Source organism: Streptomyces sp. bgisy100, assembly GCF_057709105.1.
On record NZ_JBYITE010000019.1, the window covers coordinates 98877 to 112971 of the forward strand.

A 14095-nucleotide genomic window follows, 5' to 3' on the forward strand; every position below is an offset into this window, starting at 1 on the left:
CCGGCCCGCCGGCGTGTCGCACCTCGCTGCCAGGATGAAGCCATGATCAGCGAGACGGACGCATGGGCGGACGCCCCCGAGCGGCTCCTGGCCGCCGAACGGGCAGCGGTACGGGAGCACATCGAGCGCAGGCCGACCGGAGACCACCCGGGGGTCGAGGTGTTCCGGCAGGCCGAGGCGATATTCGGCACCGCGGAGGTACCGCGCGCCGAATTCGCGGCCTGGCTCCACTTCGCCGCGGCCATGCTCGGTCACGAGGCGTACGCCGAGCGGATCGCGGCAGCCGAACCGGGGATGCCCTGGCGGACGGTATGGGCGTGGTGGCGCCCGGTGCGGACCTACTCCGCCCATCCGAACCTGACCTACCCGGAGGCCCTCGGACTGCAGCACCACAACGGCCGTGAGCTGCTGCGGGTGAAGGCCGCCTGGGAGGACACCTGGCTCGACCTGGAGACCGGTTCGCCGGTACCGGCCCCGCCGGAGGAGGCCACCGCTCCCCTGCCCTCCCGCCACGACGCGGTACCCCGGCTGAACGACTCGGCCCTGTACGCGCCCGAGAGCTGGGCGCACGCCACGCCGCTCGTCGCCCCGGACGGCCGCACCCGGTATCTGGTCGCGGACACCTGCGGCCTCGCGCTCCTGGACACCGACCCGGACGTGCTGCGCGACTGGCCGCGGGGCGGCCTCGACCACACCTCCGCGCTGGAGGGCACGCCGGGGCGGGTGCCGTCCCGCCCCGTCCCCGCCGGCCCGCTCACCGCCGGCCGTGTCGACGCGGCGTTCGCCCCCGTCGACGTCGTCCGCACGCCCGGCCACGAGCTGCCGGACGCCCTGGAACACCCCGGCAGCCGGGCGCATCTGCGCGATGTCGGGCTGCCGTCGTGGTGGGCGTGCGCCTGGACGACCTTCGAGCCCTGCCCGGCGGCGGAGATGACGCCGCCGGGTGAGGCGGAGCTGACCGGAGTGGCGCTGCCGGCCGGCGTCGAGGCCGCCGACCTGCTGCTCCTCGGCTCCAGCGAGCACGGCGAGCTGTATCTGCACCGCCGCGAGGGCGGCGTCCACATCGTCACCGAGGGCGAGTGCGTCCGGCTCTCCCCCGGCCTGGACCACTTCACCCGCGTGCTGGAAGGCGTACGCCGCTACATGGAGGCGTGCTGGCATCCGCGCCCCGGTGAGGACGCGACGGAGGACTTCTTCGCGGAGCTGGACGCGCTCGCACCGGACACCCTCGACCCGGGCAGCCGCAGCGGGGAGGTCTGGGAGTACTTCACCGCCGGCGTCACCGTCCTGAACGAGGACGGTTTCTGAACGGCCCGGACGGTCCCGGCCGAACGGCCCGGGCACTCGCGGAACCCGCCCGTCGTGAGGGCCGGCGGTGCCGAGGAGAGCAGCCGGCACGGGGAACGGTCCCGGGCGGTGTCAGCGCCGCGCCGCACCGGCTCCCTCGTCCTGACATCCCTGTCCGGCTCTCCCCCGTCCGGCGCTCCCCCCGTCCGGCACTCGCGGGGCCGGCACTCGCGGGGCCGGCGCTCGCGGGGCCGGCGCTCCGCCCGGTCCGGGACCCGTGGCGCGCCGGCCCGTGGCGCCGCGGGCCACGGGCCTGCCGCCGCCCGCCGGTTCAGAGCGGAACGATGTCCCGCGCCCCGAGGCGGGCGGCGTCGGCCGTCTGGTCGTCCGGCTGGCGCTGCGACTCCCGTTCCGCCTCCACCCGCTTCTCGTAGTGCTCGACCTCCTTCTCGATCTGGTTCCCGTCCCAGCCGAGCACCGGCGCCATCAGCTCCGCCGCCTCCCGGGCACTGCGGGCGCCCCGGTCGAAGGTCTCGATGGAGATCCGGGTCCTGCGGGTCAGCACGTCGTCCAGGTGCCGGGCGCCCTCGTGCGAGGCGGCGTAGACGATCTCGGCGCGCAGATAGTCGTCGGCCGCGGCGAGCGGCTCGCCCAGCGCCGGGTCCTGCCGGACCAGCTCCAGCACCTCCTCGGCCAGCGAGCCGTAACGGTTCAGCAGGTGCTCGATCCGCGCCACGTGCAGCCCGGAGCCCGCCGCGATCCGCGCCCGGGCGTTCCACAGCGCCCGGTAGCCCTCCGCGCCGACCAGCGGGACGTCCTCGGTGACACAGTCCGCGACCCGCTGGTCCAGACCGTGCACCGCCTCGTCCACGGCGTCCTTGGCCATCACCCGGTACGTCGTGTACTTGCCGCCCGCGACGACGACGAGGCCCGGCGCCGGGTGGGCGACGGTGTGCTCCCGGGACAGCTTGCTGGTGGCCTCCGACTCACCGGCCAGCAGCGGGCGCAGCCCGGCGTAGACGCCCTCGACGTCGTCCCGGGTCAGCGGGACGGCCAGCACCGAGTTGACGTGCTCCAGCAGATAGTCGATGTCGGCACTGGAGGCGGCCGGGTGGGCCTTGTCCAGGTCCCAGTCGGTGTCCGTGGTGCCGATGATCCAGTGCCGGCCCCACGGGATCACGAAGAGCACGCTCTTCTCGGTGCGCAGGATCAGCCCGGACGTGGAGTGGATCCGGTCCTTCGGCACCACCAGATGGATGCCCTTGCTCGCCCGGACGTGGAACATCCCCCGTTCGCCGATCAGCCGCTGGGTCTCGTCCGTCCACACCCCGGTGGCGTTCACCACCTGCTTGGCCCGGACCTCGTACTCGCCGCCGCCCTCGACGTCCTGCACCCGCGCCCCGACCACCCGCTCGCCCTCGCGCAGGAAGCCGATGACCCGGGCCCGGTTGGCCACCTCGGCGCCGTAGGCGGAGGCCGTGCGCACCAGCGTCGCCACGTAGCGCGCGTCGTCCATCTGGGCGTCGTAGTACTGGAGGGCGCCCACGAGGGCGTCCTTCTTCAGGCAGGGCGCCACCCGCAGCGCGTGCGTGCGGGTCAGGTGCCGGTGCGTGGGCAGCCCGCGGCCGTGGCCGGAGGAGAGCGACATGGCGTCGTAGAGGGCGACGCCCGATCCGGCGTAGACGCGCTCCCACGCCCGGTGGGCCAGCGGATACAGGAACGGCACCGGCTTCACCAGGTGCGGAGCCAGCCGCTCCAGCAGCAGCCCGCGCTCCTTCAGCGCCTCCCGGACCAGGGCGAAGTCGAGCATCTCCAGATAGCGCAGCCCGCCGTGGATGAGCTTGCTGGACCGGCTGGAGGTGCCGGCCGCCCAGTCCCGCGCCTCGACCAGCCCGGTCGCCAGTCCGCGGGTGGCCGCGTCCAGCGCGGTGCCCGCGCCGACCACGCCCGCGCCGACGACGAGAATGTCCAGCTCCCGCTCCGCCATCCGGGCGAGTGCCTCACTGCGCTCGGCCGGTCCCAGTGTCGCTGTCCTCACCGCTGCCTCCCGTCCTGATCCGGGTCGCCGCTGCCGTCGCCGACCGGTTCCCGGTGCCTGCGCACCCCGGGCCATCCTGCGCCCGCGGCGGCAACACCGGGGTCTCCACCATCAGCCAATCCTCAATATCAGTCATATGTGTGCTTAGCCTTACATACAGCGCATCAGGCACAACCAGCCACGAAGGCTCATCCCGGGAAGGACGGCCCGCAGCCATGCCCGCAGACCTCGCCGTCATCGGACTCGGTCATCTCGGTCTCCCCCTCGCCCAGGCCGCCACTGCCGCGGGTATCCCCACCATCGGCTACGACACAGACGTCCGCACCGTCGCCGAGCTGCGGGCGGGCCGCCCCCCGGTGGACGGTTCGCTCACCGCCGCCGAGCTGCGCCGGATGCTCTCCGGCGGCTTCCGGGCCACCACCGACCCGGCGGAGCTGGGCCGCGTACGCACGGCCGCGATCTGCGTCCCGACCCCGCTCGGCGAGGACCGGGCACTGGATCTGTCCGCGGTGGCCGAGGCCGCCCGCACGCTGGCCGCGCGGCTGCGTCCGCACGCGACCGTGGTGCTGGAGTCCACCGCCTACCCGGGCACCACCGAGGAATTCCTCCGACCGATCCTGGAGGAGGGCTCCGGTCTGCGCGCCGGGCGGGACTTCCACCTCGCGTACTCCCCCAGCCGTCTCGACCCGGGCAACCGCGTCCACGGCCACGCCGGGGTCCCCAAGGTCATCGGCGGTCTCACGCCCGCGTGCACCGAGGCCGCGGCGGCGAGTTACGGCCGGTTCACCGACCGCGTCGTCCGGGCCCGCGGCCCCCGCGAGGCCGAGACGGTCAAGCTCCTGGAGACCAACTACCGGCACGTCAACATCGCCCTGGCGAACGAGATGGCGGTCTTCTGCCACGACATCGGGGTGGACCTGTGGGACGTGGTCCGCTGCGCCGAGACCAAGCCGTACGGCTTCCAGGCCTTCCGCCCCGGGCCGGGGGTCGGCGGCCACGGCGTCCCGATCGACCCCAACTACCTGTCGTACCGGGGCCGCAGCTTCGGCTACCCGCTGCGGATGGTGGAGCTGGCGCAGGAGGTCAACGGCCGGATGCCGCGCTATGTCATCCAGCGCTGCGCGACCCTGCTCAACGAGCACGGCAAGTCGGCGCGCGGCGCCCGGGTGCTGCTGCTCGGCGTGACCTACAAGCCCGACGTCGGCGACCAGGAGGGCTCGCCCGCCCGGGAGATCGGCTCCCGGCTGATGGAGATGGGCGCCCAGCTCAGCTATCACGACCCGTACGTCCCGCAGTGGCAGGTGACGGGCCGCCCGGTGCCGCGGGCCGACGCGCTGTACGAGGCCGCGGCCGAGGCCGATCTGACACTGCTGCTCCAGCACCACCGCACGTACGACCTCCAGGGGCTGGCGGTCAAGGCCCAACTGCTGCTGGACACCCGGGGCGCGACACCCGCCGGCGCGGCCCACCGGCTGTGATTCCCGCGACCCGCGGCCGGAATCACCTGCCGGCGTCGCACCGAGCCGGGTCAAGAGAGGTGACGATGGACGAAATCCACGACACCGCCGAGAGACACCTCACCGGCAGCCGCCCTTCCGGGTGCCGCGCAGCCGCTCCGTGAGCGATGCCGCACGACGCGAGGAGAGGGAACGCCTCGGGGTGACGGTCCGGCAGCGGTCCGGAAGTCCTGGGAGCGGCGCCCGGGAGCCCGGCGGGACCGGAGCGTACTCGGCAGCACGCGGCAGCCGGAGCGCCCACGGGACCCCGGGCGGCGGGCCGTTCGACGGGCGCACCGTCCCCGGAGTGGCCGTGGGCGCCGCGACCGCGGTGGTCTCCGCCCTGGCCCTGGGCTTCGCACAGGGCTCCTTCGGCCGGACCGGGCACGAACTCGGCTACTGGGCCCTGGCGATCGGCCTGCTCGTGGGTGTGGCGCTGGGCGCCGCGGGCGGACGCTCCCTGCCGGCCTCGCTCTGCGGCATCCCGCTGGCCACGGCCGGGGTCGCGGTCGCCCAACTGCTGGCGGCGGCACTCCAGGTGGGCACGGTCGAGGCGGAGTACTCCGCCGTCGATCCGCTCACCGGGCACGCCGGACCGGCCCTCGCCTACTGGCGGCACGAGATCCTGAGCCGGAACGACATCGCCTTCTACACCGTCGCCGCCCTGGAGGGCTTTCTGGTCGCCCGGCGCGTGGCGGAACTCCGGTCGCCGTCCCCCGGCCGGCCCTGATCCGGCCCGGAACCGGCCCTGATCCGGCCCTGGCCCGGCGCTGGCCCGGCCCTGATCCAGCCCTGATCCGGCCCTGATCCGGCCCTGGCCCGGCGCTGATCCCGCCCGGAACCGGTGCCGCCGCCGGCCTCGCGGTTCCGGACCGGTCACGGACCGTGGAATCCCCTTGTCGGACCGTCAGCACCTGTTACTGTTCTGGCCGAAATCCACGCAACCGCACGCCAGTCCGAATTCTGCCCGGATTCCGGAACGCGGTGCCACAGGGACCTTCACGGGGGAACGATGAACCAGCCTCAGCAGCAGCCCGGACAGCCGTACGGCCCGGCGCAGCCCGGCGGGTACCCACCCCCGCAGCAGCCCTTCGGCATGCCCGGCGGCTTCCCGCCCCCGGCTCCGGCCGCGCGCCGGGGCGGCACCGGCCTGGCGATCGCCGCGGGTGCGGCCGCCATGCTCATCGGCGCGGGCGTCTACGGCGGGATCTTCAAGGCCTTCGACGGCACCCAGATCGGCTACCTCGCGGTCGGCGTCGGTGCCCTCGTCGGCGCCGTCCTCGGCAAGGTCGGCGGGCGGCATCCGGTGCTGCCCGTGGTCGGCGCCGTGCTCGGCCTGGTCGGCGTCTACTGCGGGCAGTTGTTCGGCTTCGCCCTGGTGATCTCCGACATCGGCCAGGGCTCGGTCGTCGACGTGCTCACCCAGCACCTCGACCTGCTCTCCCGGGCCTGGAAGAAGAGCCTGGAGCCCATAGACGCGCTCTTCTTCGCGCTCGCGGGCTTCGCCGGCTTCAGCACCGCGAAGAGGCTCGGCGCCTGACCGGGACCGACGACAGGCCCCCGGGCGCACGAGAGCCCCGACCGCATCGCAGCCGGGGCTCCTGCACATCACCCGACGGGCACCTCGCCCCGCGCCCCGTTACGCAATCTCGTCGCGTACGGACCGCCGGGACGGCCCGGCGCCCGCCGCGCAGCTCAACGGCTACGGCCACGCGGCACGGCGCTCCGGCGGCTCAGCGCCCGCCGTACGACTCAGCGTTCGTCGTACAGCTCAGCGGTTGTCGTGCTGGGACGGAGCGACCGTCACCTCGACCCGCTGGAACTCCTTGAGCTCCGAGTAGCCGGTCGTGGCCATCGCCCGGCGCAGCGCGCCGAAGAAGTTCATCGAGCCGTCCGGGGTGTGCGAAGGACCGAGCAGGACCTCCTCGGTGGTGCCCACCGCGCCGAGGTTCATCCGCTTGCCCCGCGGCACGTCCTCGTGCACCGCCTCCATGCCCCAGTGGTGGCCGCGGCCGGGGGCGTCGGTCGCCCGGGCGAGCGGCGAACCCATCATCACCGCGTCCGCGCCGCACGCGATGGCCTTCGGCAGGTCACCGCTCCAGCCCACGCCGCCGTCGGCGATCACGTGCACGTACCGGCCGCCGGACTCGTCCATGTAGTCCCGCCGCGCCGCGGCCACGTCGGCCACCGCGGTCGCCATCGGCACCTGGATGCCCAGCGTGTTCCGCGTGGTGTGCGCGGCGCCGCCGCCGAAGCCGACGAGGACACCGGCCGCGCCGGTCCGCATCAGGTGCAGCGCCGCGGTGTACGTGGCGCAGCCGCCGACGATCACCGGCACGTCCAGCTCGTAGATGAACTGCTTCAGGTTCAGCGGCTCGGCGGCACCGGAGACGTGCTCCGCGGAGACCGTGGTGCCGCGGATCACGAAGATGTCGACCCCGGCGTCCACCACGGCCTTGGAGAACTGCGCGGTGCGCTGCGGGGAGAGCGCGGCGGCGGTGACGACACCGGAGTCGCGCACCTCCTTGATGCGCTGCCCGATCAGCTCCTCCTTGATCGGCTCCGCGTAGATCTCCTGGAGCCGGCGGGTCGCGGTCCGCTCGTCCAGCTCGGCGATCTCGGCGAGCAGCGGCTCCGGGTCCTCGTACCGGGTCCACAGCCCCTCGAGGTTGAGCACGCCCAGCCCGCCCAGCTCACCGATGCGGATCGCGGTCTGCGGCGAGACGACCGAGTCCATCGGAGCGGCCAGGAACGGCAGCTCGAACCGGTAGGCGTCGATCTGCCAGGCGATCGAGACCTCCTTCGGGTCCCGGGTGCGCCGGCTGGGGACGACGGCGATGTCGTCGAACGCGTACGCCCGGCGGCCGCGCTTGCCGCGCCCGATCTCGATCTCAGTCACGTGTGTGGCCCTTCCCTCAAGGTTCTGCCGTTCCAGTATCCCCGACGCGCACGCCGGAGCCCGCGGGCCTGTGCCCGCGGGCTCCGCAGTGCGCTCCGGTCAGCGCCGGCTGTAGTTCGGCGCCTCGGTCGTCATCTGGATGTCGTGCGGGTGGCTCTCCTTGAGACCCGCAGCGGTGATCCGGACGAAGCGGCCCTTCTCCTTGAGCTCCGCGACGTCCGCCGAGCCCACGTAGCCCATCGACGCCCGCAGGCCACCGATGAGCTGGTGCGCCACCGAGCCCAGCGGGCCGCGGTACGGCACCTGGCCCTCGATGCCCTCGGGGACGAGCTTGTCCTCGGAGAGCACGTTGTCCTGGAAGTAGCGGTCCTTGGAGTACGAGGCGGCCTGGCCACGGGACTGCATCGCGCCCAGCGAGCCCATGCCGCGGTAGGACTTGAACTGCTTGCCGTTGATGAAGACCATCTCGCCCGGCGACTCCTCGCACCCGGCCAGCAGGCTGCCCAGCATCACGGTGTCCGCGCCGGCCGCGATGGCCTTGGCGATGTCACCGGAGAACTGCAGGCCACCGTCGCCGATCAGCGGGACACCGGCCGGGTTGCACGCCCGCGCGGCCTCGTGGATCGCCGTGACCTGCGGCACGCCGATGCCCGCGACGACCCGCGTGGTGCAGATCGAGCCCGGACCGACGCCGACCTTCACCCCGTCCACACCCGCGTCGATCAGCGCCTGGGCGCCGTCCCGGGTCGCGACGTTGCCGCCGATGACGTCCACCGGGACATTCGACTTGACCTTGGCGATCATGTCGAGGATGCCGCGGCTGTGCCCGTGCGCGCTGTCCACGACCAGGAAGTCGGCACCGGCCTCGACCAGCGCCTGCGCCCGGTCCAGCGCCTCGTCGCCGACGCCCACCGCGGCGCCGACGATCAGCCGGCCCTCGGCGTCCTTGGCGGCGTTCGGGTACTTCTCGGCCTTCACGAAGTCCTTGACCGTGATCAGGCCCTTGAGCACCCCGGCCTCGTCGACCAGCGGAAGCTTCTCGATCTTGTGGCGGCGGAGCAGCTCCACCGCGTCCTCGGCGGAGATCCCGACCTTGCCGGTGACCAGCGGCATCGGCGTCATGACCTCGCGGACCTGACGGCTGCGGTCCATCTCGAACGCCATGTCGCGGTTGGTGACGATGCCGCGCAGCTTGCCCGAGGCGTCGGTCACCGGCACACCGCTGATCCGGAACTTGGCGCAGAGGGCGTCTGCCTCGCGCAGGGTGGCGTCCGGCCGGACGGTGATCGGGTCGGTCACCATCCCGGACTCGGACCGCTTCACCAGGTCGACCTGGTTGGCCTGGTCCTCGATGGAGAGGTTGCGGTGCAGCACACCGACGCCGCCCTGGCGGGCCATGGCGATGGCCATCCGGGCCTCGGTGACCTTGTCCATCGCCGCCGACATCAGCGGGATGTTGACCCGGACGTTGCGGGACACCCGGGACGAGGTGTCGACCGCGTTCGGGAGCACCTCGGACGCGCCCGGCAGCAGCAGCACATCGTCGTATGTCAGCCCGAGCATCGCGAACTTCTCGGGCGTTCCGTCGACGTTGTCAGTCATGACACCTTCCCCAGTGCTCTTGCCCAGCGCGGACTCCCATGCTAACGGCCGCCGGGGGGTGGTCGGAGGCTACTGCTCGGCCAGCGCCCGGAGCCTGCTCAGGGCCCGGTGCTGGGCCACCCGGACCGCTCCCGGCGACATCCCGAGCATCTGGCCCGTCTCCTCGGCCGTCAGCCCGACGGCGACCCGCAGCAGGACCAGCTCGCGCTGGTTCTCCGGCAGATTCGCCAGCAGTTTCTTGGCCCACTCCGCGTCGCTGCTCAGCAGCGCCCGCTCCTCCGGCCCGAGCGAGTCGTCCGGCTGCTCGGGCATCTCGTCGGACGGCACGGCCGTACTGCCCGGGCCGCGCATCGCCGCGCGCTGCAGATCCGCGACCTTGTGCGCGGCGATCGCGAAGACGAAGGCCTCGAACGGCCGACCCGTGTCCCGGTAGCGGGGCAGCGCGCAGAGCACCGCCAGACAGACCTCCTGGGCCAGGTCGTCCACGAAGTGCCGGGCGTCGCCCGGCAGCCGCGACAGTCTGGTCCGGCAGTAGCGGAGCGCGAGCGGGTGCACATGGGCCAGCAGATCGTGGGTGGCGCGCTCATCACCCTCGACCGCGCGATGGACGAGCGCGGCGATGCCCCCAGGGCCTGAGGCCATGGGGGAGCCCCGGTTCTCGTCTTCGCGCATCGGTCCATGGTGCCCTGACGCGGGATGCTCCTCGGCACCGCGTCCGTAGTTGTGCACCGAAGCGTTATGAGCAGGTGCGCCGGTTGTCACGTCCTGCGCCCTCCCCCCGGCCGAGCCGTCCCCGAGACACTCCATGCTTCAAGGATGCGGCAGAGCGCGCGAAACGTACTCACCCCGACCACCGCGGTACCGGCGGGGGCCGCCCTTTTCCTGCGGCGGACCACCCCGACCGGCTCTGGAACTGTTCGCCATCTCACGCCCGGACCGCCGCGCCCCGGTGACATCCGCCACCCCGGCGACGGCCCGCGGCGCGGCACCGAGCCGCCCGCCGCCCGGCTCCGCGGCCGGGCGCGCGGTTCCTCCCGGGCCCCGGGGCTCCGCACGCCACGGACGGCCGTGCGTCCGGAGGGTGCGCGGCCGTGGGGCGGGGCGGGGGTGCCCACAGGACTCCCCCGGCCCGCGGCACGGGGCGTCCCGGAGCCGGCCCGACAGGACACGGGGGCTAGCGGACCAGGCCCCAGCGGAAACCGAGCGCGACGGCGTGCGCGCGGTCCGAGGCGCCGAGTTTCTTGAAGAGCCGCCGGGCGTGGGTCTTGACCGTGTCCTCGGAGAGGAAGAGCTCACGGCCGATCTCGGCGTTGGAACGGCCGTGGCTCATCCCCTCCAGCACCTGGATCTCCCGCGCGGTCAGCGTGGGCGCGGCGCCCATCTCGGCGGACCGCAGCCGGCGCGGCGCGAGCCGCCAGGTCGGGTCCGCGAGCGCCTGGGTCACCGTCGCGCGCAGCTCGGCCCGCGAGGCGTCCTTGTGCAGATACCCGCGGGCACCGGCCGCCACCGCCAGCGCCACACCGTCCAGGTCCTCGGCGACGGTGAGCATGATGATCCGGGCGCCGGGGTCGGCGGACAGCAGCCGCCGCACGGTCTCGACACCGCCGAGTCCGGGCATCCGTACGTCCATCAGAATCAGGTCCGAGCGGTCGGCACCCCAGCGGCGGAGGACTTCCTCGCCGTTGGCGGCCGTCGTCACGCGCTCGACGCCGGGCACGGTGGCAACCGCGCGGCGGAGCGCCTCTCGGGCAAGCGGGGAGTCGTCGCAGACGAGGACGGATGTCATGGCCGCCCTCCGCAGCTGATGCGCGTCACCTTGAGCCTCCAGGCTGGTACGAATCGTCACCTGAGCGATTGACCGCCTCGGACGTGCGCCCGAGTACTTGTTTCGTCAACCGCCTCCGCACTCTCAACGACGGTCACCCGAAAGAGTTACGGGCTACGTCGGCTGCTCTCAACACTCTACGTGAGGGCTCGGACACGCATCGAGCAACACCGCGCGGCCGGGCCGTCCGGATGGACTATGCCCTATTTGGCGGCTTTTCTTCACATCTGCCGGTGTCTGTCGCTAGATTCGCAATGAGTCATATTTACATCTACTTACACAGTGGATGTACGGTCGGGCTGTATCCGCACCGGAACACCTCCGAGGGGATAAGCAATGGCAGATTTCTCCCGCCTTCCCGGTCCCAACGCCGATCTGTGGGACTGGCAGCTCCTGGCCGCCTGTCGCGGAGTCGACAGCTCGCTGTTCTTCCACCCCGAGGGCGAGCGCGGCGCGGCCCGGAGTGCGCGTGAGGCCTCGGCCAAAGAGGTCTGCATGCGGTGCCCGGTACGTGCCGAGTGCGCGGCGCACGCGCTGGCGGTCCGTGAGCCCTACGGAGTCTGGGGCGGGCTGACGGAGGACGAGCGCGAGGAGCTGATGGGGCGGGCCCGGCACCGGGTCATCGCCACCACGAGCAACTGACAGGACAGCGGGAAGCGGAACTGAAGAAACGATTCATCACGGCTCGCACGCCGGCGACCGGGGATTCTGCCGACCCGGGTCAGCGCAGCGCGGCGCGGGCCAGCCGGTCGAGCATGGCCCCGACCGCCGGAACCCGGGCCAGATCGGGAAGCGTGAGTGCCACGACTTCGCGCTGCACGGCCGGTTCCACCCGCACCGTCGCGACGCCCTTGGCCGGCGCCGCCCCCCAGCCGCCGCCGACGGACGGGCCCGCCAGCGCCAGCTCGGGCAGCAGCGCCACCCCGAGCCCCGCCCCGACCAGCCCGATCACCGCCGGGTAGTCGTCCGTGGCGTAGTCGATCCGCGGCGAGAAGCCGGCGTCCTCGCACACCTCGACCAGATGCCGCCGGCAGCGCGGGCACCCCGCGATCCAGGGCTCGTCGGCCAGTTCCGCGATACCGGCCCGCTCAGCGGCGGCGAGCCGGTGCCCCTCGGGCACCACCCCCACCAGCCGGTCCGTGAGCAGCGGCCGGACGACCAGGTCGTCCCACTCGGCGACGGCGGCCGGGTCCGCGCCCCGCACCTCCGGATAGCGGAAGGCCAGCGCGATCTCGCAGTCACCGGCCCGCAGCAGCTCCACCGAGCGCGGCGGCTCGGCCTCGACCAGGGAGATCCGGGTGGCGGGGTGGTCCGCGCGCATCTCGGCGAGCGCCGTCGGCACGAGCGTGGAACTGCCGCTGGGGAACGAGACGAGCCGCACCCGTCCGGCGCGCAGCCCCGCGATCGCGGCGACCTCCTCCTCGGCGGCGGCGAGCCCGGCGAGGATGCCGGCGGCGTGCCGCACCAGGGCCTCCCCGGCCTCGGTGAGGCGCATCTCGCGGCCGGCGCGGACCAGCAGCGGGGTGCCGACGGACTGTTCGAGGGCCTTCATCTGCTGGCTGACGGCGGGCTGGGTGCAGCCGAGCTCACGGGCGGCGGCCGAGAACGAGCCGGTGGCCGCGACGGCGCGGAGCACTCTCAGATGACGGGCCTCGATCATGCCCTCAACCATAAGGGAGGCTTTGGGGGGGGCGGGGGTAGGAGCTGGGGTGGGAGCGGGGCTGTGGTGCGGGGGCGGGCGGGGTGTGCCGGGTGCTGGGTGGGGGCGCTGTGCCGGGGCGCCGTGCCGGGGCGGGCTGTGCCAGGGCGGGCCGTGTCGTGGCCGGAGCCCGTGGGTCGGGCCCTGCGGGTGCGGACATGGGGCGGCCGGAGGGGCTGCGTCCGCTGCGGGCCACCAGGCATGGCCGGGCCGGGGGCCGGCCGCTAGCGTTCGCGCATGACGACTGCACTGATCACAGGAGCAACAGCGGGTATCGGGGCGGCCTTCGCCCGGCGGCTCGCCGCCGACGGGCACAACCTGGTCCTGGTCGCCCGGGACGCCGGGCGGCTCGCGGAACAGGCCACCGAACTCCACGACCGGCACGGGATCGAGGCCGACGTCCTGGTCGCGGACCTCGCGACGGAGGCCGGGATCGCGGCGGTCGAGGCGCGGCTGGCCGAACGCAGGCATCCGGTGGACCTGCTGGTCAACAACGCCGGCTTCGGCAACAAGGGGACGTTCCTCGAGGTCTCCATGGCGGACGAGCTGACCATGCTCAAGGTGCACTGCGAGGCGGTGCTCCGGCTGACGTCCGCGGCGGTCTCCGGGATGCGGGAGCGGGGGCGCGGCGGGGTGGTGAACGTGGCGTCGATGGCGGCGTTCGTACCGCGCGGGACGTACGGCGCGAGCAAGGCGTGGGTCGTGCAGTTCACCCAGGGTGCGGCGCGGGACCTGGCCGGTTCGGGGGTACGGCTGATGGCGCTCTGCCCGGGGTTCGTGCGGACCGAGTTCCACGAGCGGGCCGGGATGGACACCGGCAATGTGCCGGGCTGGATGTGGCTGGACGCGGACCGGCTGGTGGCGGCGGCGATGAAGGATCTGGCGCGGGGGCGGACGCTGTCGGTGCCGGATCCCCGGTACAAGGCGCTGGCGGGGCTGGCGAAGCTGGCGCCTCGGGGGGCGTTGAGCGGGATCACTTCTCGGACGGGGCGGCGGTACGGGCCGCGCTGACGGGGGCTTGCCGGGCTGGGGGGTGCGGGTGCCTGCCGGGGGCGCGGGGTCGGGGTGCGGGGGGCCTTGCCAGGCGGGGGTGCGGGCGCGGCTGCGCGGTGGGCGGGCGGGTGCGGGGCGCCTTGCCAGGCGGGGGTGCGGGGTGCCCTGCCGGGCCGGGGTTCGGGGCGCGGCTGCGCGGTGCGCGGGCGGGTGCCGGGGGGGGGGGGGGGGGGGGGGGGGGGGGGGGGGGGGGGGG

12 protein-coding genes are annotated in these 14095 nt (G+C 73.5%); 6 read left to right on the forward strand and 6 right to left on the reverse strand.

The window, feature by feature from the left end; all coding sequences use genetic code 11:
- Window positions 1–42 precede the first annotated feature (42 nt).
- The gene (locus AC3EQ1_RS15675; RefSeq protein ID WP_432094918.1) at window positions 43–1308 is read left to right on the forward strand and encodes an SUKH-4 family immunity protein; all 1266 of its coding nucleotides are present in this window, start codon (window positions 43–45) and stop codon (window positions 1306–1308) included.
- Between the two features lie 310 nt (window positions 1309–1618).
- Here the strand turns inward: AC3EQ1_RS15675 and AC3EQ1_RS15680 are convergent, their stop codons facing one another.
- Window positions 1619–3325 carry a glycerol-3-phosphate dehydrogenase/oxidase gene (locus tag AC3EQ1_RS15680; protein WP_432094919.1) on the reverse strand — a complete coding sequence of 569 codons (1707 nt, stop codon included), beginning with the start codon at window positions 3323–3325 and terminating at the stop codon, window positions 1619–1621.
- Window positions 3326–3540: 215 nt separating this feature from the next.
- On the opposite strand from AC3EQ1_RS15680, the gene AC3EQ1_RS15685 reads away from it, so the two are divergent.
- The 3 genes from AC3EQ1_RS15685 to AC3EQ1_RS15695 all read left to right on the forward strand — a co-directional run bounded on the left by AC3EQ1_RS15685 (window position 3541) and on the right by AC3EQ1_RS15695 (window position 6361).
- Complete coding sequence (locus tag AC3EQ1_RS15685) at window positions 3541–4803, forward strand: nucleotide sugar dehydrogenase (RefSeq protein ID WP_432094920.1); 1263 nt, start codon at window positions 3541–3543, stop codon at window positions 4801–4803.
- A gap of 331 nt (window positions 4804–5134) precedes the next feature.
- On the forward strand, window positions 5135–5551 hold the full coding sequence (locus tag AC3EQ1_RS15690; RefSeq protein ID WP_432094921.1) for a hypothetical protein: 417 nt from the start codon (window positions 5135–5137) through the stop codon (window positions 5549–5551).
- 282 nt (window positions 5552–5833) lie between these two features.
- On the forward strand, window positions 5834–6361 hold the full coding sequence (locus tag AC3EQ1_RS15695; RefSeq protein WP_432094922.1) for a hypothetical protein: 528 nt from the start codon (window positions 5834–5836) through the stop codon (window positions 6359–6361).
- 231 nt (window positions 6362–6592) lie between these two features.
- Here the strand turns inward: AC3EQ1_RS15695 and AC3EQ1_RS15700 are convergent, their stop codons facing one another.
- The 4 genes from AC3EQ1_RS15700 to AC3EQ1_RS15715 form a co-directional block, all read right to left on the reverse strand.
- Complete coding sequence (locus AC3EQ1_RS15700) at window positions 6593–7720, reverse strand: GuaB3 family IMP dehydrogenase-related protein (protein ID WP_351510743.1); 1128 nt, start codon at window positions 7718–7720, stop codon at window positions 6593–6595.
- 99 nt (window positions 7721–7819) lie between these two features.
- Window positions 7820–9322 (reverse strand): IMP dehydrogenase, encoded by a 1503-nt coding sequence (gene guaB, locus AC3EQ1_RS15705; RefSeq protein ID WP_432094923.1) that lies wholly within the window; start codon window positions 9320–9322, stop codon window positions 7820–7822.
- A gap of 69 nt (window positions 9323–9391) precedes the next feature.
- Window positions 9392–9994, reverse strand: a complete 603-nt coding sequence (locus tag AC3EQ1_RS15710; RefSeq protein ID WP_351510747.1) for a sigma-70 family RNA polymerase sigma factor — start codon at window positions 9992–9994, stop codon at window positions 9392–9394.
- A gap of 502 nt (window positions 9995–10496) precedes the next feature.
- Entirely contained in the window at window positions 10497–11108 is a 612-nt protein-coding gene (locus AC3EQ1_RS15715; protein WP_003948568.1) for a response regulator transcription factor, read from the reverse strand.
- Window positions 11109–11483: 375 nt separating this feature from the next.
- Between AC3EQ1_RS15715 and AC3EQ1_RS15720 the strand changes: the two genes are divergently transcribed.
- Window positions 11484–11789, forward strand: coding sequence for a WhiB family transcriptional regulator (locus AC3EQ1_RS15720; protein ID WP_351510749.1), 306 nt, complete (start codon window positions 11484–11486; stop codon window positions 11787–11789).
- Window positions 11790–11868: 79 nt separating this feature from the next.
- Here the strand turns inward: AC3EQ1_RS15720 and AC3EQ1_RS15725 are convergent, their stop codons facing one another.
- Entirely contained in the window at window positions 11869–12807 is a 939-nt protein-coding gene (locus tag AC3EQ1_RS15725) for a LysR family transcriptional regulator (protein ID WP_432094924.1), read from the reverse strand.
- Between the two features lie 276 nt (window positions 12808–13083).
- Between AC3EQ1_RS15725 and AC3EQ1_RS15730 the strand changes: the two genes are divergently transcribed.
- Window positions 13084–13857 (forward strand): SDR family NAD(P)-dependent oxidoreductase, encoded by a 774-nt coding sequence (locus tag AC3EQ1_RS15730; RefSeq protein ID WP_351510753.1) that lies wholly within the window; start codon window positions 13084–13086, stop codon window positions 13855–13857.
- Window positions 13858–14095 lie beyond the last annotated feature (238 nt).

Bases quoted from the DNA above. Each gene is read 5' to 3' on its own strand.
- AC3EQ1_RS15675 (WP_432094918.1), top strand. From the start codon at position 43: ATGATCAGCGAGACGGACGCATGGGCGGACGCCCCCGAGCGGCTCCTG.
- AC3EQ1_RS15685 (WP_432094920.1), top strand. From the start codon at position 3,541: ATGCCCGCAGACCTCGCCGTCATCGGACTCGGTCATCTCGGTCTCCCC.
- AC3EQ1_RS15695 (WP_432094922.1), top strand. From the start codon at position 5,834: ATGAACCAGCCTCAGCAGCAGCCCGGACAGCCGTACGGCCCGGCGCAG.
- guaB (WP_432094923.1), bottom strand. From the start codon at position 9,322: ATGACTGACAACGTCGACGGAACGCCCGAGAAGTTCGCGATGCTCGGG.
- AC3EQ1_RS15710 (WP_351510747.1), bottom strand. From the start codon at position 9,994: ATGCGCGAAGACGAGAACCGGGGCTCCCCCATGGCCTCAGGCCCTGGG.
- AC3EQ1_RS15715 (WP_003948568.1), bottom strand. From the start codon at position 11,108: ATGACATCCGTCCTCGTCTGCGACGACTCCCCGCTTGCCCGAGAGGCG.
- AC3EQ1_RS15720 (WP_351510749.1), top strand. From the start codon at position 11,484: ATGGCAGATTTCTCCCGCCTTCCCGGTCCCAACGCCGATCTGTGGGAC.
- AC3EQ1_RS15725 (WP_432094924.1), bottom strand. From the start codon at position 12,807: ATGATCGAGGCCCGTCATCTGAGAGTGCTCCGCGCCGTCGCGGCCACC.
- AC3EQ1_RS15730 (WP_351510753.1), top strand. From the start codon at position 13,084: ATGACGACTGCACTGATCACAGGAGCAACAGCGGGTATCGGGGCGGCC.